Source organism: Parafrankia discariae (assembly GCF_000373365.1).
Lineage (GTDB): Bacteria > Actinomycetota > Actinomycetes > Frankiales > Frankiaceae > Parafrankia > Parafrankia discariae.
Genome location: NZ_KB891238.1, coordinates 13,732 through 40,689, shown reverse-complemented (window position 1 = coordinate 40,689; position 26,958 = coordinate 13,732). Strand labels below are relative to the sequence as shown.

General features: G+C 66.7%; 17 protein-coding genes and 1 pseudogene. 7 read left to right on the top strand and 11 right to left on the bottom strand.

The features are described 5' to 3' along the window. The coding region (locus tag B056_RS42095; RefSeq protein ID WP_018502681.1) for an IS30 family transposase at positions 1-272 on the top strand (272 nt) is incomplete at its 5' end. Positions 273-282: 10 nt separating this feature from the next. Here B056_RS42095 and B056_RS46165 read toward each other — a convergent pair. Then, positions 283-399 (bottom strand): annotated as a pseudogene (locus B056_RS46165) (haloacid dehalogenase); the annotation flags it as partial. A gap of 115 nt (positions 400-514) precedes the next feature. Here B056_RS46165 and B056_RS0124120 point away from each other — a divergent pair. Next, positions 515-769, top strand: coding sequence for an SAM-dependent methyltransferase (locus tag B056_RS0124120; protein WP_018504426.1), 255 nt, complete (start codon positions 515-517; stop codon positions 767-769). Between the two features lie 395 nt (positions 770-1,164). Here B056_RS0124120 and B056_RS0124110 read toward each other — a convergent pair whose 3' ends face one another. The 4 genes from B056_RS0124110 to B056_RS0124090 form a co-directional block, all read right to left on the bottom strand. Then, positions 1,165-1,506 (bottom strand): histone-like nucleoid-structuring protein Lsr2, encoded by a 342-nt coding sequence (locus B056_RS0124110; protein WP_018504424.1) that lies wholly within the window; start codon positions 1,504-1,506, stop codon positions 1,165-1,167. 321 nt (positions 1,507-1,827) lie between these two features. Continuing rightward, positions 1,828-2,808, bottom strand: coding sequence for an endonuclease/exonuclease/phosphatase family protein (locus B056_RS0124105; protein ID WP_018504423.1), 981 nt, complete (start codon positions 2,806-2,808; stop codon positions 1,828-1,830). A gap of 252 nt (positions 2,809-3,060) precedes the next feature. Then, complete coding sequence (locus B056_RS0124100; RefSeq protein WP_018504422.1) at positions 3,061-3,990, bottom strand: hypothetical protein; 930 nt, start codon at positions 3,988-3,990, stop codon at positions 3,061-3,063. A gap of 482 nt (positions 3,991-4,472) precedes the next feature. Beyond that, positions 4,473-7,634, bottom strand: a complete 3,162-nt coding sequence (locus tag B056_RS0124090) for a CHAT domain-containing protein (RefSeq protein WP_230203165.1) — start codon at positions 7,632-7,634, stop codon at positions 4,473-4,475. 586 nt (positions 7,635-8,220) lie between these two features. On the opposite strand from B056_RS0124090, the gene B056_RS0124085 reads away from it, so the two are divergent. Beyond that, positions 8,221-9,288 carry a beta family protein gene (locus B056_RS0124085; RefSeq protein ID WP_018504419.1) on the top strand — a complete coding sequence of 356 codons (1,068 nt, stop codon included), beginning with the start codon at positions 8,221-8,223 and terminating at the stop codon, positions 9,286-9,288. Here the strand turns inward: B056_RS0124085 and B056_RS0124080 are convergent. After that, positions 9,254-9,814: a sce7726 family protein gene (locus B056_RS0124080; protein WP_051105730.1), complete on the bottom strand. Its 561-nt coding sequence runs from the start codon at positions 9,812-9,814 to the stop codon at positions 9,254-9,256. The two genes, B056_RS0124085 and B056_RS0124080, sit on opposite strands and share 35 nt — an antisense overlap. A 380-nt stretch (positions 9,815-10,194) precedes the next feature. Between B056_RS0124080 and B056_RS0124075 the strand changes: the two genes are divergently transcribed. Continuing rightward, the gene (locus tag B056_RS0124075; protein ID WP_018504417.1) at positions 10,195-14,244 is read left to right on the top strand and encodes an Eco57I restriction-modification methylase domain-containing protein; all 4,050 of its coding nucleotides are present in this window, start codon (positions 10,195-10,197) and stop codon (positions 14,242-14,244) included. Further along, positions 14,241-17,672 carry a helicase-related protein gene (locus tag B056_RS0124070; RefSeq protein ID WP_026240078.1) on the top strand — a complete coding sequence of 1,144 codons (3,432 nt, stop codon included), beginning with the start codon at positions 14,241-14,243 and terminating at the stop codon, positions 17,670-17,672. Before B056_RS0124075 ends, B056_RS0124070 begins: the two co-directional genes overlap by 4 nt. A 44-nt stretch (positions 17,673-17,716) precedes the next feature. Here the strand turns inward: B056_RS0124070 and B056_RS0124065 are convergent, their stop codons facing one another. The 3 genes from B056_RS0124065 to B056_RS0124055 all read right to left on the bottom strand — a co-directional run bounded on the left by B056_RS0124065 (position 17,717) and on the right by B056_RS0124055 (position 21,635). Then, positions 17,717-19,438, bottom strand: coding sequence for a UvrD-helicase domain-containing protein (locus B056_RS0124065; RefSeq protein WP_018504415.1), 1,722 nt, complete (start codon positions 19,436-19,438; stop codon positions 17,717-17,719). Then, on the bottom strand, positions 19,435-21,051 hold the full coding sequence (locus tag B056_RS0124060) for an ATP-dependent nuclease (protein WP_230203164.1): 1,617 nt from the start codon (positions 21,049-21,051) through the stop codon (positions 19,435-19,437). Before B056_RS0124060 ends, B056_RS0124065 begins: the two co-directional genes overlap by 4 nt. Positions 21,052-21,320: 269 nt before the next feature. Continuing rightward, complete coding sequence (locus B056_RS0124055; protein WP_026240077.1) at positions 21,321-21,635, bottom strand: hypothetical protein; 315 nt, start codon at positions 21,633-21,635, stop codon at positions 21,321-21,323. 348 nt (positions 21,636-21,983) lie between these two features. Between B056_RS0124055 and B056_RS44695 the strand changes: the two genes are divergently transcribed. Further along, entirely contained in the window at positions 21,984-22,136 is a 153-nt protein-coding gene (locus B056_RS44695; protein ID WP_230203163.1) for a hypothetical protein, read from the top strand. A 1,505-nt stretch (positions 22,137-23,641) separates the two neighbouring features. Here the strand turns inward: B056_RS44695 and B056_RS37800 are convergent. Next, a complete protein-coding gene (locus tag B056_RS37800; RefSeq protein WP_018504410.1) occupies positions 23,642-24,286 on the bottom strand; it encodes a site-specific integrase in 645 nt (214 codons plus the stop codon). Between the two features lie 67 nt (positions 24,287-24,353). Here B056_RS37800 and B056_RS43700 point away from each other — a divergent pair, with 67 nt between their 5' ends. Continuing rightward, positions 24,354-24,500: a hypothetical protein gene (locus B056_RS43700; RefSeq protein ID WP_195905949.1), complete on the top strand. Its 147-nt coding sequence runs from the start codon at positions 24,354-24,356 to the stop codon at positions 24,498-24,500. Between the two features lie 165 nt (positions 24,501-24,665). Here the strand turns inward: B056_RS43700 and B056_RS0124030 are convergent, their stop codons facing one another. Next, positions 24,666-26,831, bottom strand: coding sequence for a PKD domain-containing protein (locus tag B056_RS0124030; RefSeq protein ID WP_230203162.1), 2,166 nt, complete (start codon positions 26,829-26,831; stop codon positions 24,666-24,668). Between the last annotated feature and the right edge of the window lie 127 nt (positions 26,832-26,958).

Sequence of the window (26,958 nt, the reverse complement as noted above, 5' to 3'; positions counted from 1 at the left end):
GCACCGAGATGGCCGAGCACGCCCGATTCACCGTCACGACCGGTATCCCTGTCTACTTCTGCGACCCGCATTCACCATGGCAGCGTGGGAGCAACGAGAATACCAACGGGCTGCTCCGCCAGTATTTCCCTAAGGGCACCGACCTGTCGGATCACACACAGGCGGAACTCGACCGTGTCGCCGACCTGTTGAATCGCCGCCCGCGTCAGACCCTGGACTGGGATACACCCGCCGAAAGACTCAATCACCTGCTACTCTCGCAGAGCGGTTGATGCACTGACGGGTTGAGCTCGCCACCCCCAGCCAGTCCGCCCACGTCCCGTACTCCCGGGACTCATCCACGATCGTCTCGCCTACGTCGAAGAACACCGACCTGATCGGCACGCGGGTCCCTCCCATCTGGTCGGACTGCGGACGCCTCTATCGTTCACGATGAAGCTATCGGGCGCCGTTGCCTTCCGTCAGCGGCCGGTTGCCGTTGCCGTTCATACAGCGGCAGCCGCGCCTCCTGAGCGTGACGCAGCCCGGAGCGCTCGACCCACACCCCTCCGCCGAGTGCAGGGCGCGTGTCGTCGAGGTCTACCGGAGCCAGGGCATCCCCGCCACCGTCCGCTCCCGCGACGAGGTCGCGCGGTTCTTCGACGGCCTCGACCTGGTCGAGCCCGGGGTGCGGCCCGTGCACCGCTGGCGGCCCGACGACACCAGCGGGCCGGATCGCCCGACCGACGCCGAGGTCAACGTGTACGGCGCACTCGCCCGCCTCCCGTAACACCGCGGGATGATGCCCGCGGCACGCCGCAGACACCCGGCCGGTGGGACCCATAGCGACGCAAGCCGCGTCCGCCCGGGACCTCGGCCGGCCACAGCTGGTAGACGGTCACCCTGTTCTCCGCCGCCCACTGCCAGGCCGTCGTCTCACGGTCATGCCGTTCAATCCGAAGATGATCCGTTCACGGAAGGTCAACACCACGGCCTTCCTGCGCGGCCTACGGTGGCCAGGCGCCGGGCCACCGCGGGGGCTCGGCCCGGCGCACATCGCTCCCGCCCACGGCCGTGACCACGCCGGCCCGGTCCGCCGGCGAACCGCATAACCCGCGGTTTCGAGGTCGGAGTGTCTGGTGGCGTCCCGGGGTGGGGCACCACCAGACCCCCGAGTCGGTGCGGTCAGTGAGCTTTGTCGAACGCTTCGACGATGTTCGACGCGATACGACCCCGGTCACTCACCGTGTAGCCGTTGTTCCGCGCCCACTCCCGGATGTCCGCGGTACGGTCCGTGCTCGCGGAGCGCGGTGAGGCGGTACGCGCGCCGCGCCGCCCACCGGCCGCACGGCCACCGGAACGGCGACCCGCCGCAACGAACGAGGCCAGTGCCTCCCGCAGCTTCGTGGCGTTCGCCTCCGACAGGTCGATCTCGTACTGGGCGCCGTCCAGCCCGAACCGAACGGTCTCATCCGCGGTCTCTCCGCTGAGGTCATCGATCAGTGAAACGATAGTCTTCTGTGCCATGAGTTCCCCGTTCCTACCCGTGGATCGTGCATCCGCGATGTATTCCGTACCGTATCGCGTGACCGCCCAAACCGGCCCGCCGCAGCCATCCAAAGCCGTCAAACATGACAGGAAGGCTTTCCTCGTAGGAGCACCACATCTGGATTGTGGAGAACCCTTGGGTGGCTCATGAGACTGGACCGCCTCCAGAGTGAAACGGCACCCTCACCCACAAGTCGCCGGCATCACTGATGCATCCCGCCCTTGAGGGTAGGCCCGCGCCGATCATGCCCCATGGCCAGCGAAAGCCAATCACCACGAGCGTGATGGCGGCCCTGGAGGTCAGTCGCTTTCGGTGACGGTCATCCCGATGGGGAAGTGGTCGGAGTAGCCGGTCTCATCAACGGTGGCGCCCATCCCACCGAAGGGACGGGGCCGGGGGTAGTCGCCGGTGTGGACGAGTTCGGGGAACCGCAGGATCTGCACGCTGTCGGGGTTGGCGTGCAGGGGGCTGGTGGGGTGGGCCATGGTGGCGTTGACGAGGAACTGGTCGAGCAGGTTCGGTTCGTTCTGGAAGTAGAACGTGCCCTCGGGAGTGCCGGCGGCGGGCCACATCAGGTTCCAGAACCGCGGAGTGTCGGCGTTGATCACCCGGACGGCCTGCCGGGTCGAGAGGGCGTGGGCGACGAGGGAGGTGTCGAATGGTTCGTCGTTGAAGTCACCCATCGCCAGCGCCGGGGTGTCCTGGCCGTGTTCCTCGCGGACCCGCTGGTGGAAGTAGGCCAGGGTCTCCCCGGCGATGGCCCGGTAGCCGGCGGACTCGTACTGCCCGCCGGACCGTGACGGCCAGTGGTTCCCGAACACCGCCCAGGTCCGCCCGGTGTGGGTCTGGAAGTTGACCTGGACGATCTCGCGGGTGGCGTTGCGGCGCATCACCACGTGGAAGAACACCTGCCCCGTCGGGGCGGTCAGCAGGGCCGGGTTGTAGAGGAACGCGACGTCGATCCCGCGGGCATCGTCGGTGTCGGCATGCACGATCTCGTAGCGCCGCCCACCCAACCGGTCGGCGACCGCGGCGGCGAGGAGCTCGAGGACGAACCGGTTCTCCACCTCGCACACCCCGAGCAGGTCCGGGCCCGCACCGCCGTTCATCCGCGCGATCACCGACGCCAGCTGGGAGATCTTGCGGTCCCGCAGCTGTGGTGACCAGCCGGCGAGGTCGTCACCGAGGGTGCGGGCGAGTTTCTCGGTCCGCCGCGGTGAGTTCTCCTCGTCGAAGAGGTTCTCCAGGTTCCACCAGGCGAGGTAATAGGTCGTCGGCATCGGACCCCCCAGTCCACACGTGCCCCAATGGCACGATCACCCTACCGTCCGCGTCGAGCCCGTTCGCTGGAGTTCCGACCCGCGGAAACGCCGCCGTGTCCGTCACCGGTTTTCCACGGGATCCCGTTCATCGTCATCCGATGATCAGCCCGGCGGCCCTTGCGTCGGCTCGGTGGCCACCAGGGGCAGACAGAAGGACAATGCCGAGATCGGCCGCAGAACTCAACTGATCACAAAGGTCGCGTCGGAGTATTAGTTGGGTGGGGTGAATGTAGGGGTGGTGTCATCGGAGCCGCGCCACAGGTAGGCGGTCAGCTGCTGTCCGTAGATCTGTTCTTGTTGGGGGTTGCTGGGGAGTGGCCAGCGGAGCTGCTGGTAGAGGACGGTGCGGTGCTGGTCGTAGGCGGCTTCGATCAGGTCTCCGAAGACCTGCGCCCGGCCTGGGATGACCACGGTGACGGTGGTGAGAGTGACGGTGAGTCCGACCAGGATGGCCAGGGGGGTGAAGGGGGTGAACGCGCAGAACAGCACTCCCCAGATCGCTGTGATGACAGCGCTGTCGAGGCTTCTGCGGGCGGCGAGCAGGTCTTGGCGAAGGGTGTCGGGAAGCGCGGGCCAGAGCCTGGGCCACAGGGCGACCGTGTCCAGGCCGTACTTGTCCGATGGGCGGCGTTCGGCGGCGCGCAGGATGTTGCCGATCGGGGTGGGCAGGAAGTAACCGGCTGCGGAGGGCCGGCGGCGGCGGCGACGTTCCAGCCGGGTGTAGGTGGCGATGTCGTCGTCGGTGGGGATGGCGGGAGGCTGCACGAGCTCGTGGGCGGCCTGCCAGGCCGCTGCTTCGGCGGCGGCCCGTGCGGCGAGCCAGCCGATGAGGCGGCGGCGTAGCGGACTGGCCCATGACGGCCAGTAGCCTTCCAGCAGCCGCAGGACCGGGGTTGCGGCGCCGGCAATGACGATTCCGGAGGCGGCGACGGCGAGCAGGACGGTCCCGATGGCCGCGAGCTGGATGGCGGTGGTTTGGCGGTCCAGCCACTGGGTCTGCGTGGTCAGGGTGTGTAGCCCGCCGCGGTGGTAGCTCCAGGTGGCCAGTCCCCCCAGCCAGAACACCAGCGCCGGAACGGACACGGCGGCCCACCGGTCGGCGAACTTGCTGCCGACCGCCTCCCAGAACGCGGTGAGCACGTCAGGTACGTATCAGCGCGATGTGGTGGGTCCTGCAGACCGGGATTGGGGTGCCGACGTCGGGTCGGTACCACACATAGTCGTCGTGGGGACAGGCGTAACGGACCGCAGCAATCGGCCCGGGGTCCCCTGCGGGGAAGGCTGTACCTCCTGTTTGGCGATGGAGGTAATGGGGCTGCTGATAGGGCGGTCGATAGTCCGGTGCGTCTTCCAGCACCTCGGCGAGGAACCAGGCTGTGTCCTCATGACTGTCGAGGAGGTCCCGTAACCGTCGAGCGGCCGCTGGCAGCTCAGGTGTGCCGGCGAGCTGGTGGGCGATCTCGTGGTCAAGGCTCGCGGCGGCTGCGGGAGCGACGAGGCGTTGAAGGTAGGGGCGGATGGCCCGCGCAGCTTCAAGTACCCCGTCGTCTCCCGTACTCATCGGCTTCCCCTTGGCGTTCGTACGATGCTGATCATTGTGTGTTGGGCGTGGTGGCGGCCGGTCAGGCGCCGGCGTGGATGTGCGATGCCCATACTGACGGGGTGTCCGTCCACCGATTGCGCAGCCGGCGGGTCGCGGTGTGGACCGCACCGGCCACATCCCCGCTATTGGTGAGGGTGGTGTAGATGTCGGCGGCGATCGCGACCGCGTGCACATCGCCGATTGGCCACAGCGTACCGATCACGTGCCGGTAGCCGGCGAGTTGGAACGCGGAGGTCAGGTGGATCGCCTCGTCGGTCAGCCGGCCACCTGGGCGGGCTGTTTCGCAGGCGGACAGGAATGCCAGCTCGGCACCGTCCAGATGTAGCCGGGCGACGTCGACCACGGTTAATGTCCGCTGCTGATGGTCAGCCAGAAGGAGATGGCTGGCGGACGGGTCGGCCGGGTTGGCCGCGCCGTGGCAGGCGAAATGCGCCCACCGCGCACCCGGCAACGCCGCAAGCACCGCCCCCCGGGTGGCCGCAGGCCCCGTCAGCACGCTGACCTGGCCGGGAAGACGCCGCTGCAACCCGGCGACCTCGGCTGCCGCCCCTGGTAGGTCGGACTCGCCGGGGGTGTGGGGCATCGCCACCGCCACCACGCGACCCCCGGCAGGCATGCCCTCATCATCACGGCCGCTGGTGCTGTGTGGGTTGTCGCGTCGAGCGTGGCTCAACGCCCGGACGGTCGGGGTGTAGGAGGACACCACTCGGTCGATCACGGTGGCGGGGGCGGCGTCGTAGCGGGTGTCATGACGGCCGGCGGCGTGCAACGGCAGGAACGACAGCAACCCCGACACACACCACCACACTCGCGGCCACGGCTCATCCTTCTCGGGCGGGGCAGTGATCCCCAGACGGCCGAAGACCGGACTGGCGACCGCGTCCCACAGCCAGCCCAACGTGTCCGTGATCCACTGTTCCGCCGCGAGCCGGCTGCTGGCACGAGCAAACGGTGAGGACACCTCGTCGAGCGCGAGAAGGAAACCGAGTACCCGCTCGTACACCACCTCCGGTGTGAGCGCGGTGAGCGGCACCGGTTCCAGAACACCGCCACTGGTCAGGATCAGGGCGTGCGAGCCGAAACGGGAGACATTGACGATGACAACCGGGCCGCCGCTGGCCGCCGCTGTGAGCTCACGTGCCTGAGGCGGCTGGAGGAAACCGTTGAACCCGGGCAACTTCCGGATCTCGGCGACTGCCCGGTTGAACGCTGTGGCGGCCCGCCGCCGCCGCGCCGTCTCGCGGGCCAGGTCGGCCCGAGTAGGGAGGGCGGGCCCGTCGGTACCTGTCATTGTCAGCGGTCGGCTCCGGTCATCAGCGCTGTCGAGTTCGTCGCGTCGGGCGCTGAACCGACCGGCCAGATCGGGGTGCAGCTCGGTGAGTGCGCTCAGGTCGGTGCGGCTGTCCAACGCCTGGCCCAGCAGTACCCCGCGGCCCTGTTCGAACAGTTCCACCGCACGGTGTGTCAGCCCGGCGTGCACACAGCACGCCGCCGCATCCGACCCCAGACCGCCTAGATCGTCGAGTAGATGTTCCTGGTCGCCGCGGGCGAGGCTGCGCGGCGCGACCCGGTCCAGCAGCGTGATTGCCGCCGTGAAACCGTCCACGGCCTCCAGCCACCGCCCGTTCGCCGCGGCGACGCGCCCCCAGTTGCGTGCGGCCGTTGCCCGTACCCGAGGCGACGCCGCCTCCACCGATGCCGCCTCCCGGCCGGTGTCGACAGCTTCGTCGAGGTCCGCCTGCTCTCCGAAGCGCTCGAACCGAAGCTGAAGGGCGTTACCGAGGTTAGAGAGGGTAGTAGCGAGACTGGCATGGTCGGGTGGGGTGGCGGCCACCGCCTGCCGGCCGGTGTCGACAGCTTCGTCGAGGTCCGCCTGCTCCTCAAGTCGCTCGAACCGGATACGCAGGGCGAGACCGAGGTTGGAGAGGTTTAGGACGAGGCCGGCGTGGTCGGATGGTGTGGCGGCCACTGCCTGCCGGCCGGTGTCGACCGCTGCGTCCAGGTCCGCCTGCTCCCCAGAGCGGCGGTACTGGGTCCCCAAGGCGGCGCTGAGGTTGGAGAGCATCGCGGCCCGGCCAGGGTGGTCGGGTGGGGCGGCGGCCACTGCCTGCCGGCTGGTGTCGACCGCCTCGTCGAGGTCCGCCTGGTTTTCAAATCGCTCGAACCGGGTCCGCAGGACGTAACCGAGGTTCGACACCACCCCGGGCCGGTCGGGGTCGTCGGGTGGGGTGGCGGCCACTGCCTGCCGGCTGGTGTCGACCGCTTCGTCGAGGTCCGCCTGGTCCCCAAGTCGCTCGAACCGGGTCTGCAGAACGATGCTGAGGTGCGACACTCTCGCAGCTCGGTCGGGGTCGTCGGATGAGGTAGCGGCCACTGCCTGCCAGCTGGTGTCGACCGCTGCGTCGAGGTCCGCTTGGTCCCCGGAGAACTCGAACCGGGTCCGCAGGACGCTACTGAGGTGCGACACTCTCGCAGCTCGGTCGGGGTCGTCGGGTGGGGTGGCGGCCACTGCCTGCCGGCTGGTGTCGACCGCTTCGTCGAGGTCCGCCTGGTCCCCAAGTCGCTCGAACCGGGTCTGCAGAACGATGCTGAGGTTCCACACCATTGCAGCCCGGTCGGGGTGGCCGGCAGGAGCGCCGGCCGCTGCCTGCCGGCCGGCGTCGACCGCTGCGTCCAGGTCCGCCTGGTCTTCGGTGCTGTCGAACCGGGTCACTAACGCGCTACTGAGGCTGGACAGCATCGCGGCCACGTTGGGGTGGTCGGGCGCGGTGGCGGCCACTGCCTGCCGGAGCAGCCCGATGGATGTGTCCAATACGGCACGGTCACCGGACCGCAGCGTTTCCTCCAGAAGCCTGATACCACGGCTTGCCAACGCCTCCGAGTCGCCGGCAGAGGTGAGCGGACCTCTGTCGAAGCGGGTGCGGACCCGGTGGGGCACGGAGCCCGGATGTGCCTGATACACCGGAACGAACAAAGCCAACGCCGCGGCAAGATCCTGCTCGTAGTCGTCGTCGCTGCGGTCGAGGACGAGGTAACGGAACCAGTACAGCCACCCGGCCGCGTGGGCGACTTGAAGGTCGGCGGCCGGGTCCGGAACCGACTCCAGCAGGGCGGTTACCTCGGCGACCGCCTCGGCAGCCAGTACCGTGGCCGGATTCCGGTCACCGTCGAACTGTTTCACCCGTGCCCGCACCTTCGCGAGCAGGCGCCTCCGTTTCAGCATCCGCATTCCCCGGCCCCCGGCGTCAACGTACTCATCACCATCGACGACACGCCCCCGCTCACGCGGAGGACGCGATACGTACTGCGGTGTCACCATACGTTTCTCTCGAAGAGGTTCTCCAGGTTCCACCAGGCGAGCTAATAGGTCGCCGGCATCGGACCCCCCAGTCCACATGTGCCCCTACGGCACGATCATCCTACCTTCCGCACCAGGCCGACCACGAAAGACGCTATTACCAGTCGTCCGGTGTCTCCAGGCGCCGTTCTGAGATCCTGCCTCTCCGGCTTTGGATTACCCTCCGCGAGCGCGAGAAGACTCCAGGTTATTCGGGTGGGCCCGGTAGGGTGCCGGATCACCCCGGCGAGCGTGGGGAAGACTCGCCCACCAGCAGTAACATGCTGGCCCGTGTCGTAGAGCAAACTGCTACCCAAGTGCCATAAAGTGGCAGTCCTGTCGCTGAAGGTATGAGATGGTGTTACCGGTTGAGTGATCCTGATCCCTGAACGTGACGGGAGATCTCCTGGTGACTGGTGGCCTGCGCTATGTGCCGATCCTGCTGGCAAGAAGTGGCGAACGGGCAGCTCTCCAGGAGGTGTCCTCCCAGACACGCTCGGGGATGTTCCCCATGCTGGTGGCCCCGCCGGTGCCGACAGAGTTCAAGACGAAGGAACCGACGACGACTGTCGGCAAGCACCTCGATGGCCTGGTCCAGGGCATCGCTGACAGTTGGACCGGGCCGGCGTTCATCGATCTCCGGTACTTCCAGGACGAACAGTCGGGTGCCGGCAGCCACCCACTTGAGGCCTTTGTCGACGACCTCGCGCAGTTCGGCCTTGCCCCCATCCCCACGACGTCCCTGAAACGACCCGGTCTCTACAACGCGGCCGTCGCCGAGCTGCACCACCGACACGGGCTGGGCGTCTGCCTCCGACTGCCCCCCGACGAGTGGCCCTCCATCGACGGCGGGGCCAGACTGACGGAGCTCTTGGCGCTTCTGCGGGTCCCACCTGGCGAGGTCGACCTCGTCTTGGACCTGGGCACACACCCCCAGGGTGGCCCTGGCCAACAATCGGCTGCGTTCAGGTCCGAGCTGCTTGACCTTCCGTTTCCCCACAGCTGGCGCAGTGCCACGGTTGCGGGTACCGCCTTCCCCGCGAGCCTGTCTGGGGCACCCGACGGCCTCTCTCTCATCGAACGGACGGAGTGGGCTGCCTACCGCGAACTCGTGGCGAGCTTGCCTGACCTGCCTCCAGCGTTCGGCGACTATGCCGTTGCCAACCCGGATGCGGACGCCGACCCACCTCCGCCATGGGCTCCCCAGAAGGCCTCACTGCGCTACACGAGTGAAGGTCATTGGATCATCGGCCGGAGTGCCGCGTTGTTCCGGGGTCGTAACAGAGAGGGCATAGGCGGGGCCGCGATGAACCCGGTGGCTGACCTGCTTCATACCTCGCCCCACTTCGCCGGGCGGGAGCATTGTCCTGCCGACCTTTGGATCGAGGGGGTAGCCAAGGGCGCGAAGGGCGGGAACGGGAAGACCTGGCGCCGGTACGGAACCCTGCACCACCTGACGACGGTCAGCGAGCAGCTCGCCAGCCTGTTCGGCCCTTGAGCCGGGTGCGCACCGCGGTCTTCAGCTCCTCGAGAGGGACCTCGGCGGCGAGACGCTCCCAGATGATCCACCGTGGCTTGGACCGGACCCCGCGATCCAGGCCGCGCACCGCGAGCTCGGCGAGAGCCTCGTCCCGCCACAGCAGCTGTACGAGCGCTCCCGGATCGACCGTGTCGTTCGGTTGAGGTGGACGCGCGCTGTCGAGACGTACTTGCTCGATTCCGGAGGCGATGCGGACGCCCCACCAGGCCGGAAGGAGATCCAGGGCGCGCTCGTAGTGGTTCTCGGCCACGACCAGCTCAGCGAAGTCGAGCACTTGGGAGTAGACGGCGACCTGGCCGGGCAGTCGACGCAGTGTGTCCGTGGAGCCCTTGATCTCGAAGCCAGACAGATGGCCGTTGATGACCGCGACATCTACCCGGGTCAGTCCGCACAAGTCGAGCTCGTCGACCACGAGGGTGTCCGCGTCGAGGTGAGGAGCGAGACCACCCAGAAGGACTCTTCGGACATCAGCATCCCGCAGCACCACGCCACCCCTGTGATCGCATCTTCACCCACGGCGACCTACTCTGGCACCGGCTGGCGCATCTCTCCAACAACGGACCGTCATGCGTCCGCACGTTGGCGACACAGTCCCGCCGTCCAGCCCGAACCGGACCGTCTCGTCGGCTGTCGCGCCATCAATCTTCCGAAGAGTGGCCGATGCGCGCAGCAGTTCACTCGCGATCAGCTTTTTGTTGGGCCTTGAGTCAAGTGTGGTGATCCTGATGTCTGGGTCGCGGTATTTTGAGATCCTGCTGTCGGCGCGAGCTTGCCTCCGCTATTGACGCGGGTGGGGCTGGTCGGGGGAGCGGCGCCTGGTGGGCGCGACAGGCGATCCCGCCTCAGAGAGATGGGGCGCGGGGCGTGCTCGCAGACGCGGTGGAACGGTTCCTGGAAGACGCCGATGCCGAGGAGCGGGAGTGGGCCGCGCCGGCCGGCGCACCGCGCGAGCTCGTCACCAAGCGGTTCCTGTTCGGAAACGGTGACGCGGCGCTTGAGGTAGCGGTCGCGGTCAGCCCTGCGGGTCCGCCGAGGATTCCAGACCTGCGCCTGCTGTGGAAGCTGCGGCAGGGCAGCCGGGCGTCACCGGTCCTACTGGTTGCGCTCTACGATGAGGGCACCGCGACGAAGGCGGCCACCTGCGGGATCGTCGAGAACCCGCTCATGTCACTGGACCCTGGCCAACTCGACCGGGTGTGTGCGACAGCGCTGCGGGAGCCCAACCGGCACGACGGCCAGCGCAAGCTCGAGCGGCTGCTGGCCGCGATCAGTAACGGGCAGGGAATTTCAGGGCTGGACAACCGTGGCCTGTTTGCAGAGCACCAACTCCGCAATGGTGTCCCGGCGGGCAAGGCGTGGGCTGAGGCTGGTCAGGCGGCCCGGCCGCTGCTCGGCCTGCGGGGTATGACGCTGATCCGCGCGTTGGGCTACGGCACCACAGAGCGCGGTTCCACCGCGACGCTGTTAACGCACCAGGGGACGTCGCGGGCGATCGCGGTGCTTCTTGAAGCTGGGGAGACGTTCGACCGGCCGTCGCTGCGATTCGGCGCGGTCTCACCGGTGTCACACGCGATCTCGGTGGCTGCACGGGAGAACCTGCCCTGGGTCATCGTGCTGCGTGGCAGCCAGATCCGGCTGCACCCGGTCAACCCGACCATCGGCGTCGGACGCAAGAGTCAGGGTGAGACCTTCACCGAGCTCGATCTGGACGTGCTTTCTGCCGAGCATGCCGCCTTCCTGTACCTGCTGTTCTCGCCGACAGCGCTCGCTCCCGAGGGCTCCGTCATCGAGATCCTCCGCGACTCAGCGAACTTCGCCGCTGATCTCGGTAGTCGCCTACGCGAGCGGGTCTACACGGAGGTCGTGCCCGGCCTCGCCGTCGCGATCGCCCGGCAGATGCGCGCAACCAGCGAGGCTGACCTTCAGGAGGCCTACCACCGCACCCTGATGGTCCTGTTCCGGCTGCTGTTCGTCGCATACGCCGAGGACCGGGCGCTGCTTCCGTACAGCCGGAACCGTAGCTACGACCGGCACGCTCTCAAGACGTTCGCGAGGATGTTCGCCGACGAGCCCAAGCTGGTCTTCGACCGCGAGGCGACCTCGCTCTGGGACGACATGCAGGCCGTCTGGAAAGCCGTCGACAGCGGCAACACCGGCTGGGACGTCCCGGCGTACAACGGCGGTCTGTTCACCCACGATCCGCGTACCAGCCCGTCCGGTGCCGCGCTGCGCAGGACGCAGCTGACCGACGCCGAGTTCGGCCCCGTCCTACGTGCCCTACTCGTCGATGCCGGACCGGACGGTACGCAAGGCCCGGTTGACTTCCGGTCCCTGTCTGTCCGCGAGTTCGGTACCCTCTACGAGGGTTTGCTTGAGTCATCGCTGTCGATCGCGTCGTCGCCGCTCACGATCAACAGCGAGGGAAGCTATGTCCCAGCCGGTGAACGGGATCTCATAAAGGTCAAGGTCGGCGAGGTCTACTCCCACAACCGTTCGGGAAAACGCAAGGCCACGGGTTCCTACTTCACCAAGTCGTTCGCAGTCGAGCATCTGCTAGACACCGCCCTCGAACCTGCGATCAAGGAGCACCTCCACCGAGTCAGGACGCTCCTGGACGTCGGCGACGACGCGGCGGCCGGCGAGAGTTTCTTCGACTTCCGGGTCGCGGACCTGGCGATGGGATCGGGCCATTTCCTGATCGCGGCCATCGACCGGATCGAAACGCGGTTCACTGCCTTCCTCGGCGAAAGACCGATCGCCGCGGTTGGAGATGAGCTTGCGCGGTTGGCGCAGGCAGCCCGTGACGCGCTGGGAACCTCGGGCGAGGGGGTCGAAGTTGAGACGTCGTCATTGCTACGGCGGCAGATCGCCAGGCGTTGCATCTACGGCCTGGACTTGAACCTGATGGCAGTCGAGCTCGCCAGGCTGGCCGTCTGGATCCACACCTTCGTTCCCGGACTGCCGATGTCGTCGCTCGACCACGGGCTGATTGTTGGCAACAGCCTCACGGGCATCGGCACGATCGACGAAGTGGTCACCACGCTCGACCCGAGCGCCGAGGGGGTGGGAGTCAGAAGTTTCTATGAGGACGCGATCCGGGAGACGCTAGGTGAGGCAAGCAAGCAGCTGGCGCGGGTCGCACGGACATTGGAGGCCACCAAGAAGGAGGTCCAAGAGGCCGCGCTCGCTTACACCGCGGCGCTGGAGGCGGCGGCCGACGCCCAGGCTCTGTTCGACACGATGATCGCAGTCCGGCTGGGAATTGGAGTGTCCCTGGTAACGCCGGAGCAGGCGATCGAGATGGGCCACACCGACCAGGTCCGCGACGCGGTAGCGAGGCTCGGGGTCGCGCATTTCCCGCTGCGCTTCCCGGAGGTGTTCCTGCGGGAGCGGCCGGGGTTCGACGTGCTGATCGGCAACCCGCCGTGGGAGAAGGTCAAGGTCGAGCAGGACCAGTGGTGGGGCCTTCGGTTCCCCGGCCTCGCTTCGATGCCGCAGAAGCAGCGAGACGCCGCGATCGCCAAGTACCGGCGCGAGCGGCCGGATCTCCGGGCCGAGTACGAGACCGAGGTCACGGCCGTGCAGGACCTGAAGGATCTGCTAGCAAAGGGGCCGTTCCCCGGGTTGCGGGCCGCGACCGACACCGAACTGTCACTTGCCTTCGCTTGGCGGTTCTGGCAGGTACTGCGGCCCGGCGGACGGGTCGGCGTCGTCCTGCCGCGTACGATCCTCGGCGGCAAAGGTGGCACCAAATTCAGGCACACAGTCCTTGAGAACGGCGCTTTTGCGACCGTCACGATGCTGGTCAACAGCCGCCGGTGGGTATTCGACGAGGTGCACCCGCAGTACACAATCGGGCTTACGACGCTGGTAAAGGGCCGAGCCCATCCTCGTACCGTGGAGCTGCGTGGCCCATTCTTCTCGCTGACCGAGTTCGACGGTGCTGCTCACCGGACCGGGCATGTCATCGAGGCCGGTGCCTTCGCGTCCTGGTCCGAGGACGCCGCGTTCCCAGTGCTGCCGACGCCGGCCAGCCTCGATGTCTTCCTCACGCTGCGCTCCCACCCACGGCTCGACACTCCGGGCGACTGGCACTTCGTGCCGCTCCGCGAGCTTCACTCGACCGGCAACAAGGAGCTGTTCGACTTCGACCTGGACCACCCGCGCGGTGACATGCCAGTGCTGACCGTGCGGTCGTTCCACCTGTGGGATCCCTACTTCGGTCTGCCGTACGCGTATGCGAAGTCCACCGACGTCTATGCCTACTTGCAACCACGGCGCCGGAAGCAGGTCAGGAAGTCCGATAGCGCCATGTTCGGGATGCCCACCGCCTGGGCCGCGGACCCCGAGACTCTGCCGGCCAAACACCCGCGCATAGTCTTCCGGGACACCGCCCGAGCCGTGGACTCTCGGACGGCAATCGTCGCGCTCGTGCCCGGTGGGACCACCACCGTTCACTCGGCCCCGTACCTCCTCCGCCGTGCCGGGACCGCGGCCGATGAGGCTTACCTGCTGGGTGTCCTGTCCAGCCGGATCCTGGACTGGTACTCCCGTCGCTACGTCGAGTTGCACTTCACCGCGGGGATCATGTCGTCGCTGCCGATCCCGAGGCCCGCCGCCGACGATCCGTTGCGCCGCCGCGCCGTCGAGATAGCGGGTCGGCTCGCGGCGGTGGATCACCGCTACGCCGCCTGGGCTAGGGAGGTCGGTGTACTAGTCGGGTCCGTACGTACGGCCAGCGAAAAGGCCGACCTCATCGCCGAACTAGACGCGGTTGTCGCGCTGCTCTACGGCCTCGGCCGGGCGGCCGTTGAGCACATCTTCGAGACGTTCCACCGGGGTTGGGGCCACGTGGACGCCCTCGCCGCGACGCTCCACCACTTCGACTCCTGGGCTGAGAGGAAGGCCACGTGACCACGCTGGGAAGTTTTCAGCCCACCTTCGCAACTAACCGGCCTGGCGCCACGGAGCGGGTCGTCGATGCGATCAACACGCTCCTTGGCGGGATGCGGCAGCACCTCGTCCAGGTGCCCGGCGTGTCTATCGCGTCGGCCTACTTCAACCCGGGCGGGTTCGGCCTGCTGGCGGACGAACTGGAACAGTTCGGGCCGGTACGCCTTCTGCTGGGCGCTGAGCCAGGTCAGGACCGCCCCACGGTGCGACCCCTCGGGACTCGGACGGGTCGTCGGGGTGAGCAACAGCGGATGCGCCGGGCGATGGAAGGGCATCTGCGTCGGCTGTCGCAGGACCGTGACCTGCTCGGCTTCACGATGGAGGCGGACGCTCAGGCCCGCCGGCTGGTCAGCTGGCTGCGCGCGGGAAACGTCGAGGTCCGCCGCTACGAGGCCGGGTTCCTGCATGGCAAGGCGTTCATCGTCGAGGGCCCGTATGCCGGCGTGATCGCCGGGTCGAGCAACTTCACCTATGCCGGGCTGGCGCTGAACAAGGAGCTCAACCTCGGCCAGTACCAGCCGGAGACCGTCGTGGCGGTGCGGGAATGGTTCGAGGAGGCGTGGGCGGCGTCAGCGCCGTTCGACCTGGCGGCGATCTACGAGTCGCGGTTCGAGCCGCACCGGCCATGGGACGTGTTCCTACGGATGCTCCACGAGCTCTATGGCGTGGACGTGGCCGCCGAGCAGTCCGATCCACGCCGGTCGAATCTGGGGCTGACGGACTTCCAGGCGGACGGGGTGTGGCGGGCACAGCGTATCCTCGACCACCTCCAAGGCGTGATCATTGCCGATGAGGTCGGTCTCGGGAAGACGTACATCGCTGGCGAACTGCTCCACGAAGCGGTGATCCTCAACCGGCAAAAGGCCCTGGTCGTCGCGCCGGCGACGCTGCGGGACTCGACCTGGAAACCGTTCCTGCGGGAGACGAACCTCCCGGCCGACATCGTCTCCTACGAGGAGCTCACCCGCGGCATGCCGGCCGCCGGCCAGCAGGGCGCGGCCCTGCAGGACCCGGACGCCTACGCGTTGGTCATCGTCGACGAGGCACACGCGCTGCGTAGCCTCGGGACCCAGCGCGCGGAGGCGATGCGGCTGCTGCTGACGGGAAAAGTGCCCAAACGGCTGGTGCTGCTGACGGCGACACCGGTCAACAACAGCCTGTACGACCTCTACAACCTGATCTCGTACTTCGTCACGAACGACGCGACGTTCGCCGACAGCGGCGTGCCTTCGTTGAAGGCCTACTTCGACCGGGCGATGCGCATGAACCCGGACGACCTGTCACCGGAGCACCTGTTCGACGTGCTCGACAAGGTCGCGGTCCGCCGGACCCGCCGCTTCGTCCGCCACCACTACGTCGGCGACACCGTGCGGATCCGCGGCGTCGAACGACAGATCGCCTTCCCGACTCCGCGGGTGCGTCGCGTCGACTACAACCTCGACGAGGCCCTGCCGGGGATGTTCGACCGGCTGGCAACCGCGCTAGGTGCCCACCTCCCCGACGACGAGGGTGAACCGCATGCGGTCTACCTCGACGACCCGGGCAAGGTCCTCACCCTGGCCCGCTACGTCCCGTCGCGATTCCGCCTTGGTGACGCGACGGAGGAGCAGTACGAGCAGCAGAACGCCGGCCTGCTTCGCTCCGCATTGCTCAAACGGTTCGAGTCGTCGGCCTACGCCTTCGGACGGACCGTCGACAAGATGATCGAGAGCCACAAGTTCTTCCTGCACGCACTCGACCAGGGCAAGGTCATGACCGGCGAGGCGCTGCGCGAATGGGCGGTCTCGGACACCGATGACATCGACGAGTTTCTGGAGTCGCTCAGCGAGGAAGCGGCCGACCGCGTCGCCGACGCCACGCTCTACGACGTGGCCGCGCTGACCGCTGCCGTCGAGGCCGACCTGGCGCTGCTGGCCGCCTTTCATCAGGACGTCGCTGCACACGCGACCGAGCCCGGTGCTGACGTCCCCTACCAGGCAGGCATCGACCCGAAGATTGACGTGCTCGTCGAACAGCTCGCCACGATCGCCGCCGAGGCGGCGGCGCAGGGCATCGGCGAACAGAACACCCGCGACAGGCGCAAGGTCCTGATCTTCTCCTACTACTCCGACACTGTCACGCTCGTCCACGACCGGCTCACCGCCGCGATCGCCACGGATGCTCGCCTCGCTGCCTACCGCGGCCGGGTCGCCACAGCCGCCGGCCCCGACCGAGTCGGCCGTGCCAGCGTCATCACCGGCTTCGCGCCTCGCACAGCCGGGACCGGTGTCGAGCCCGACCTCTACGACCTGATTGTCGCCACCGATGTCCTCGCCGAGGGCGTCAACCTCCAGCAGGCCCGACACATCATCAACTACGACCTGCCCTGGAACCCGATGCGCCTCGTCCAGCGCCACGGCCGCATCGACCGCATCGGTTCCGAACACGCCGAAGTCTTCCTGCGCTGCTTCTTTCCCGACGAGCAACTCGAGCGGCTTCTCGGCCTGGAGGAACGTCTTCAGCGGAAGCTCAAGCAGGCCGCCGCGGCGACCGGCGTTGGTGAAGTCCTCCCCGGCTTCAAGGGCTACGAGGTCAACCTCACCGAAGGCCGCGACGAGATCGACAGCCTCCGCCACGAAGACGCCACCCTGTTCGAATCGGGCGGCGCATCCTCGCTCTCCGGTGAGGAATACCGCCGCCGCCTCCGCAAGGCCATGGCCAGCCCAACCTTCGCCGACGCCGTCCTCGGCCTCCCCTGGGGCAGCGGCACCGGCTTCATCCGCACTCAGGCAGCAGGTGGTGGGGCCGTAGGAAGCAGCGGCGGATCTGCGGGTGGGACCCAGCCAGGTTTGATTTTCTGCGCCCGGATCGGCGACCATCCCCGCCCCTGGTTCCGCTACGTCCCCCTCACCGCCGCGCTCGACGTCCAGCGCGACCAGAACGGCAACGTTGAAATCGTCGACGACACCCTCTCCTGCCTCTCCGCCGCAGACCCCCTCGACGAGGCCACGCCCGTCGACCTGCCCGAACCGCTGAGGCAGGCCGTCTTCGGCGCCTGGGAACACGCCCGCCGCCACATCTACGAGGCCTGGACCCGCAACACCGACCCCGCCAACTACCAGGTCAACATCCCCAAGCCCATGCGCGAGGCCGCCGCCCTGGTCCGCCGCCACGGCACCCACCTCGACCACCAGGACGACCTGGTCGATCGCCTCGAAGCCCCCTACAGCCCTCGCATCCAAACCGAAATCCGCAAAGTCCTGATCAGCGACGCACACCCGAAAGCCCGCGTCGACCGCCTATCCGAACTAGCCGACCAGCTCGGCCTCACCAAGCAACCTGCCCCGGAACCACTACCCCAGATCGAAGAATCCGACATTCACCTGACCTGCTGGATCGCGACAACGTGACTCGACCCGGTGCCCGCTACTGTCGTCGGACCCTCCCAGCACCGCTAGCGTAGTTGATCTTGAAGAGTGCTGGCTTGGCCGTCCGACGTGACGGAGGGGCGCTGGGTGCCGTTCGGCACGACTGTAGTAGCTTGAAGAATTGAATTGAACCAACGAGATGGTTGACGGAGTCGAGGATAGCCATTGCGGGTGGGCACGTTTTCGGTCACGGTAAATATAAGTTCCTCTTCGGCGCGTGAGGCCATAACGTGCAGCACCGCCAACTCATCACGGATCTCGGCAGGATCGTTCTTCTTAATGGCGGCGAAGTGAGGAATAAAATCCTCCTCCAGTCCAACAATGATTACCTTTGTGAACTGTTGACCCTTGCCGAGATGGCCATTGAGGAGGTGTAACCCAGGGGAAGTGGGCTCGTCCGGGTCGCTTGCGACGCGGATCCCGTCGAGCGCGTCGACAAGCGACACCACGGCGGTCCGTTCACGTAGGGACACGCATGCCGAGGTGACATCGTCGCGGGCCTCGATATCGTCAGGATCCAGAGCAGCCTGGCAGCGTCGATGTAGTTCATCGATGCGGCTGGCGTCGTTGTCGGCAGCGGCGATCGCACCAGATGCGTGGGCGTGCAGCAGGTCTACGACTCGAGCCGTGCTGATCGGGTCGTCCCATACTTCTGCCGCGATGGAGGCGGCGCGTACCGCGTCATCGATGTAGGCACGGCGGGCGGCGGTGCGGGCCATGACCCCGACACATGGCGTGGGGTCCTGCGCCAGCCACTCCTGAACTAGGCGCACCACCGCGGCGGCCTCAGATTGGACGTTCCGGAAGCGAAGTACCTCGACGTGTCCTCGGCCGGCCCACCGGGCCGGATCCGCGGACTCGAGCGGGCCGCCACCCAGCTCGGTAGCCAACGCACCCACGACTCTCAACACTGGTGGGGAGGAGCGGTGGGAGTGGCCTAGGGGCACGATCGCAGGGTTGCGGGCATGGACCTGGGCGAACACCCAGTCAGGCTCAGCACCGGCGAACCGGTAGATCCCCTGGGCGTGGTCGCCAGCGAACACAGTTCGTCCGGTTCCGAGATCAGCGATCAGGATGTAGTGCAGACGGCCCAGGTCCTGAACCTCGTCGACCAGGACGGTTGCGAACCGCGCCTGGTACAGCTCGCGAACCGCCGGCACTGCGAGTAGCCGCGTTCCGTACCGGAGGAGGTCATCGAAGTCGATCCGGCTGGCCCCGTCCAAGCGTTCCTGGTAGGCGACGGCGGCCGGCGACCCGCTGCGGACCAGTCGTTTCCGCATCTCCTCGTCGGAGATCACGTCGCGCTTGACAGCTGTCAGAATGGAATCGAGGTCGTTCCTGAGGACGCGGTATTCCCGGGCCACCTCGGACCGGAGCTGCTCAACCCAGCCGCGCTGCGGAGCCACGAGGAGGAGTGGATCCACGCCAACGGCCCGACCGTGGTTACGGAACAGACGATGGGCGAATCCGTGGAACGTCGCGATCTCGACGTGCCGGCGGGCGGCCCTCGGACCCAACTGGGTCCGGATCCGCGTGGCCAGATTGCTCCGGGCGCGGATACTGAATGTGACGGCCAGGATCTTCTGTGGGTCGGCGACATCACCAGAACGGACCAGCGCCGCCGCGTGCCGGGCGAGGCGCTCGGTCTTTCCGCAACCTGGCGCTGAGAGGAGGAGGACGTCGCCTGCGGGTAGCTGATCAACTTCGGAGGCGTTGGCTTGCCGGGACGTCGGAATCAGCAGGTTCACAGAGCAGCCAGCCGGGCAACGAGGTCCACCAGAACGGTAATCTGCTCCGCGTCGCTCATCGTGATTTCCTGGGCAAGAGCCATAGCGGTATTAATCTTTTGCTTTCGGCACCATCTGGCCAGAACGTCGGCAGGGATCGTGTCGGCGGTCGTTACATGGCATGCCCCAAGAATCTGCCGTTCCTGGTACAGGCCCGACCTGGCCAGTAGCTCGACACAGCGCACGGGGCCGAGCCCGCGCACGTACTCGTCTTCCAGATCGGCTCGGCAGATCAGTACCCCACGACTGTCGAGGTCCGCCTCGGTGCAACCCAGATCATTCGCGACTATCGACGCCTCCTGCTCGTCGACCAGCGTGAGCAAGGCGACGTCGAAGCCGGCTGGTCCGAACAATCGGTACGCGTTCGAGAAGTTATCTGCGCCACGAACCACGACAACGCTGACACCAGACTGGTCCAGATCCAGGCCGTGCGCCCGAGCCGCCGCATGAAGCATGGTCCGATCCGAGGGGCCCTCGACGGCCACCACGGCACGGGCCGTCAGTGGTTCCAGCGCCGAGTCCAGCCAATGATGTTGCAGGAACTTCAAGTTTCTGTCGAGCCCCGTAGAGGCGACCTGCCTGCTGGTCCCGCCAGGCGCAAATGCCACCACGTCGGACGGCAGGAAGGAGGCCAGAACCTGCGGCGAGTGGGTCGCTACTACAGTCTGGCCCGGCCCGGCGGCCAGCACCGCACCGACACGCGCCTGGCTGCGGGGGTGAAGGTGTAGTTCCGGCTCATCGACCGCTATAATACCGGCAGCCCGGCGGGCGAGGCGGTGCAGCGCGATCGTCGTCAACGCTCGGATGCCATCCGACTGCTCAGTTAACCGCACCTGACCTCGTGGCGTGCCGACATGAATGTCCACGTGGCCGAGAAGCGTGTCACTGGCATCTCGCGCCTTTACCAATACAGCGTCGTCGCTGACAGACCGCGGATACACCGCAGTCAACGCAGTCGCGACATCGTTTCGCAGCTCGGCCAGCGACTTGGCCTCGTTCAGGCCCGTCTGGTAGTCGACCAAGGCGGTACGCAGCACCTCTTCGTCGTCGCCGAGATCGACTTCGCCGAGCAGCGCCTGTACCGCCCCGGTTCGTCCGGATCCTAGCTCGTGGTCGGCGGAGCGGCCGGCGGGTAGATATGTCCAACCGAGCGCCTCCAAGTCCCGGTAAGGGACTGGCCGCTCCACACCCGGCTTCACGAAATGCCGGACCACCGACTTCGACTCAGGGTCCTCTGGATCCAGGTTGATAGTCAATCGTACAGTGAGGCGATGCACCGCCTCACCCCCGCTGCCGATGACCTCGATGTCGTCGGCGAATCTTCCCAGGTCCTGCCCCTTGATGTCGACTAGTGATGTTTCGACCACCAGTGGACGTGCTGGGTCTCGGAAATGGTCCGCCCCAAACCATGCGTGTAGCTGACTCATCGATGCCCGCAGCACCGAGTCCACACATCGCAAGATCGTTGTCTTGCCGATGTCATTGGCACCGACGAGCACAAGATGGCGCCGAACCTCGATGTCGAGATCTGTGACACGCTGATGATTCGTGATCTGCAGCCGTGAAATCCTCATTGATCCCTACCGCTCTGTGTTCGGCGCCGCGCTGCGGCGATCAGACTATCGCATTTCAGTAGCCATCGGCGCAGCGTCCAGATCCTGGCCCGTTGCGATAGTCAATTCGATCCTTCAAGCTCGAGAATTACTACTCCAGCAATCCTGCGCTCTGAGCGAGTACCTCCCCGGCATGGTGGGCGGTCCAGGAAACGGACCGGGAGCTGGTCGCGGTCGATCCCCGTAGGGCTTGGCCACGACGGCCACCACCAAGTATCGCGCTATTGCGGTTAGCAGTCGTCTTGATGCCAGGCGTCGTTCTCGAAAACCCATGGTTCTTCACGCTGGTTGATCGCCGGGTCGGGGTAGGTGTAGCTGACCCGGGCCAAGGTATCCACATGGGTGTTCACAGTCAGAGTGGTGATGGGCTCAGGGCCGTACTGTGTCTGGGCCGCTGCGGTCAACGCTTCCATGTCCGTGGCGCTGATACGTGCCTGGCAACGCTGTGACAGAAGGCCATATGCGGCAGACCCCTGCCCGCCCAGATATGCCTGCGAGTATGCCCGGACCGCGGCCTCCAAGCCCGGCTGGTCCGCCGCTGCCACGATCAACGTCGTCGCGGTCGTTCTCGGCGCCCCTGGCGGTGTCCCAGCTGCCGGCGACGATCCACAGCCAGCTATCAAGCCCGTGCCGGCGATCGTCGCCAGCGTCACGCAGCAGCCTTGCCTCATGATCCCCCCGATCATCCGCGTGGCAGCAACTCTAACGGTGACGGGTTCCGCCTGATCGCCTGCCTCTGACTGGTACGCCGGGCCGCGCCAAGTCGACGCTGAGCACTGTGTCCTCCCGCCCGAATCCGCGACGGGCATCGCGATCTTGGCGTCGGCGGGGCGGCGGGCGGACCGGGGAACCATATAATTCCTCATTCGTGGTCGGCTCGTACACACCTCATCGTGCCCGCCGCCGCAGGCCGCAAGGGCGCAGGGGTGACGTCGGACCTCGAAACCACGAATTACCAGTCGCCCTCGCATCCGCCGCGTGCGGGGACGACCGGGCGCTCCCCGGACGGCCCGACCGACGCCGAGGCCCTTGTCTACATCCCGTAACATCGCAGGCTCTGTTGTGGTCTTCACACCCGGCGCGCTGGACTGCGGCGCCAGAACTCGCGAGGGTCCAGCGGGCGCCGCATCTGAGCGTGACGCGGAAGGCGTGGCACTGCGGTCCCCGTCCTGGTCTTCACGCCCGCCGGTGAGCTGGACGCCTTCGCCGGGGGCGCCGATGACGAGTTCAACCAGTAACCGTCGATGCAGCCCGGCCCGCACGCGGTCGTCGGTTGCCCGCTGGGTCTGTCCCGGACAGACCAGGCCGACTCTCCCTGGCTCGCGATCGACTACCTGCTGTAACCGACACGCTTTCTGTGTCCTGTATCAACTGATATGACTGTTATGTGGGGGGTGCCGGCCGCGCGTGTGCGCATTGTGTGCGCGGATGTCCCGGCACGGCGCGGCATTTGCCGGCACGTTCCGGCACGGAAAACGCCCCGACCTCGGATTTTGCGGCACGGGGCGGCACGTTCCGGTATGCTCCGATACGCGGTGATCCGTCTTGTAATCGAGCGGCTAGGGGTTCGAGTCCCCTCGCCGGCTCCAGACAGATGGCCCCTGACCTGCGGTTTTGCAAAGTCAGAGATCATCTTTTCAAGATCGAAATGGGTTTGTGAGCGCATTGTGAGCGCATTCGGCAGGTTCGTGCTCAAAAGATCATGAATGGGGCGTTCTCTTCGGGCGCCTGAGGCGGAACCTGTGGCTGCGATACCACTCGGAGGATGGTCACGCTCCGTCATCATCTGTGGTTCTGTGGCCGGCTGGGGCCGGTAAGAGCGATGCGTGCCGGCTGGCGGCGGCTGTTGCGCCGTCCCATCCCGTGTTCCGCCGGGGTGGCGATCGGACGTTCGCGGCGCGTCCAGGGGCGATGGTGGTGGCGTGGGTGTGAACAGGGCGGCGGAGCTGGTCGGATGCCGAAGATTCCCGCAGCGTGGAAGGTATTCGTGGTGCCCGCGCGGTCTGCGGCCGGTCGGATCGTCCCGTTCGCGCCTGACCGGTGTCACAGGAATCCCTCGCCAGGCCCATCGCCCGAACGACCACTGCGGGACTGCGGTGGCCGGCACGCCGCGTTGATGGCCCACCCGGACGGATCCTGGGCCCGCGCCACTGCGGTCGGGGTCGAACCACCGACGGTGCAGCAGGGTGGGCCCCGCCGGCTCTGGGTCATCCTGGACGAGGTCCGGAAGGATTGGCTCCGCCACGGTAGGAGTCCGTTCCTCGGCGCTCACGCGAGGATCGGTGATGACAGGTCGATCACCTTGCGCCGCGGTACCTGGATGGTCACCATCCTGGCAGCTCCGCCGCCGCGCGTGTGCAGTTTCCTGACGCACCCGTTGATGGCCTGACCGGGCCGGGGCCCGCGCCGCACCTCCTTCCGGGGGGATCGGTGCCGCCGTGACACACAACCCATCCCACGGTGGCTCGTCCTGCACGGGTGGGGTCTGCCGATGGGCAGCGTGCCGAGGGCCGGGCACCTGGCGTGGTACCCGGCCCTCGGCCCTTTCTGTCTATGCCTTGATGGGGCGTGCGTTTTTCTGGCGGGGGATGAGGCGGGCGACGTTCTCGGCTACTTCGCGGGCGAGTTCGGGGAGGATGTGGGCGTAGGTGTCGGCGGTGATCGCGATGCTGGCGTGTCCGAGGAGTTCCTGCACGGTTTTGATGTCGGCGCCGGCTGCGAGGGCGAGTGTGGCGGCGCCGTGACGGAGGTCGTGCAGCCGGATCGGAGGTAGACCGGCGGCGGTGACGAGTTCTTTGAAGTGGGAGGTGACGTCGTCGGGGATGAGCGGCGCACCGTTCGGCTCGGTGAAGACCAGGCCGTTATCGGTCCAGTGCCGCCCGTGGGAGAGACGGTGGGCGTTCTGGCGGGAGCGGCGGTGCCGGAGAACGGTGACGGTGTCGGCGTCGAGGGAGATCTGCCGGTCTCCGGCGTCGGACTTCGGGGCACCCATCACGGTTTCCCCGCCGTGCTGGGTGATTTGCCAGCGGACGGTGAGGCTGCCCTCGTCGAGGTCGAGGTCGGTCCAGTGGACACCGCAGGCCTCGCCCCGGCGAAGACCGCGGTGCGCGATGAGGTGATACAGCTCGTAGTAGCGGTCGTTCCGTGTTTCTGCGAGGTCGAGGAAAGCCCCGGTCTGGGCCGGGGTCCAGACCATCACGGGTGAGGGGACCTCGCCGGTGGCGTGCCAGCGGGCGACGCGTTCTGTCGTCCACAGCAGTGCCTTGGGTCGTTTCCCAGAGGGGAGTTCAACCCTGGTCGGGTACCACCGGCTGACCGTGCGCTACGAACGCCACGGCCGGAACTTCCTCGGCTTCCTCGCCCTGGCCGCCGCGCTCACCTGCTGGAAGAAACTCCCACACCCCACATGAGACACCCTCTTAGACGGTTCTCCGCGCCACGGCCGGCGCCGATCCGTCAGAATTAATGAGTGGCCACAACGGAACTGTGCGTAGATGCTAGAAGACGGATCGCGGCGTCGACCGGACGATTGGTACTGAACATTTCCGCCCCGGCCGGCGCCGCGATCGCTTCAGCTATTTCACGATGACTCGGACACGGCCAAGATTCTTCACTAGACCGAATGGCGTCTTCGGGTCACCGTTGCGTTCGGAGGTGACCCGCACCGTCGAGAAGTAGGTCCCGGGCTGACTGAAGATGTGGCTGGCGGTCAGCCGCGCCGAGCGGTCTGGCTGGTCGACCGTGGAACGGTCTGCGTATTCGCCGGTCCCGGCGAAGTCCCATTCCACCCCTACGATCTTTCCTGTGCCCGATGGCGCTTCCGCGGTCAGAGCGAACGTCACCTCCTGGCCGACTCCGGCGTCGACGCGTACGGCGGCGTTCATGTCGCGGGACCCCACCTGATCGATTTTCAGGTTGACGACGGGTTGCACGCCGTGGCGTTCGTCCGCGCTGGCCGGCAGCCGCACCTGGGAATCGCCGTCCACTGTGTACGCGGAGCTGGGCGGCGGTGGGGTTCCCTGGGCGACCCAGGCATCGAGGTCGAGCAGGGCCTGTTGGAGCTCACCCCAGTAGCCGACAACGTGTGTTTCGGCCCCCTTGTCGGGTGTGGACTCCTGCCTGGTGGGTGTGGGACCGTGCCAGGCATTGTCCATGTACCACAGTCGGTAGTTGCTGTCCGTTTCCGCCCCGAGGTAGGATTTTACCTGCTGGTGGTACCAGTCGGCGGGCCAGGGGAAAGCCAGCGTGTCCAGCAGTGACGCCAGCATGATGATTTTCCCGTGGAATTTTCCGGTGGGTACGCCGCCACTGGCCGCGGAGGCGAAGGTCGGGCCGGCCAGTATCGGCCGCTGTGGATATAGCAGCTTCCCGTTCACATCGCGGTACTGGTTCCAGCCGTACATGTCCTTCGAGGGGACCTGGTAGCGCTGGTAATACTGCATCGCGAGGAACCAGGAGTTGTCTAGGCGGACCCGGTCGCCCGGTTTGAGCGCACCAGTGACAGCGGTGTCCGCGCCGTTACCGAAGGTGGCCTCGGTGCCGCTCACCTTCACGAACGGGATGGTCTTCCCGGCTGCCGCTCCGGTGAGGACGACGAGGTCGACACCCGTCAGGTCCCCCTGGGGCACGCTGGAGAGGGTCAGCCCAGTGACCGGGCTGCCAGTGATGCCACTGACGTCGGCCTCAGCCTGAATTCGGGAGGCGCCGACGGATGAGGCCGGATCCGTGCCGGCATAACCGGGCTTGGTCCAGAAATCGTCGGCATAGGTCGGATCGAGGATGCGGACGCCTCCGGCCACCGCCTCGAACGAGTCGGTGTTCATGTTCTTGTAGTCCCACCAGCCGCGCGGCGGGAAGCCCATCCGGGTCACTTCCCGCAGTACCGCCTGCTGCTCGTCGGTGAGCCCGGCGTAGGGCTTCCCGCTGCCACCTGGCTCCATCGCATCGACGATCTGGGGGAGCTTGTCGTGAAGCACACGCAGGCCGAGGAGCGACACCGTCTGGCTGCTCGGGATGGCGTTCGGAGTACCGGGGACCATGGGCACGCCACCGTCCCAAACGTCCTCGGAGTTCTCCAGAGCGCCGAGAGTCTGGTAGGCACCGCCACTCGCGCCGTAGATATAACCCCGTGACCGGGCAGAGTCCTCATACACCTGCGCCGCGACGGTGCGCGAGAACTTCGCGGCCGCCGCATTGACGCGGACGCCCCCGATCTCGCCGGCCTGCGGGAGACCCCCACCGTTGTTGGTCGTCACCAGGTAGGCGTTATTCGAGATGGCGAACGCGATGTCGTTCGGCGCCGCATCCTCGACAGAAACGGTCGGGTAGGTGGGCTGAAAGAAGCGTCCCTGGTACTCGCTGGGGAAATAGAAAGAGAACTTACCCTTACTCTCTCGGAATCCACCGTGAACATACCGGTAGCCAACCGTGACACCCGTGTCTTTATCGGTGACAGTTCGCCGTTCGTCCTTATCTACGTACGGCTGGTTGAGAAGCGGGTCGTCGCACGACGTGGTGACGAACAGCGTGCCACCCTCGCCCGTCTTGCAGACTGGTCCCGAGAGTGGTTTCGAGTCGATCTTCAGCGAGTGCCCTGCGTCGGCTTTCGTTGGGGGTGGTGACTTGGCGGCTGCAGCCTTTTCATCAGATGAACACGAGGCCGCAACGGCCACGACAACAACGGTCAGCAGCGTTGCCGTGACTTTCGGTCGATATGAAGTTCGGTGGCGCAGGGAGGCCATAGATCTAACCGTCCTCGATCTCAAGTGTGCGCCCCGTACTTATCCGACTCTGCAGCGCGATCTATCGGGTGAGAGCCGAAAAGGGCGCGAAGATCGCTGGTAGTGTGGGCGTCGATTTCAAGGAAGA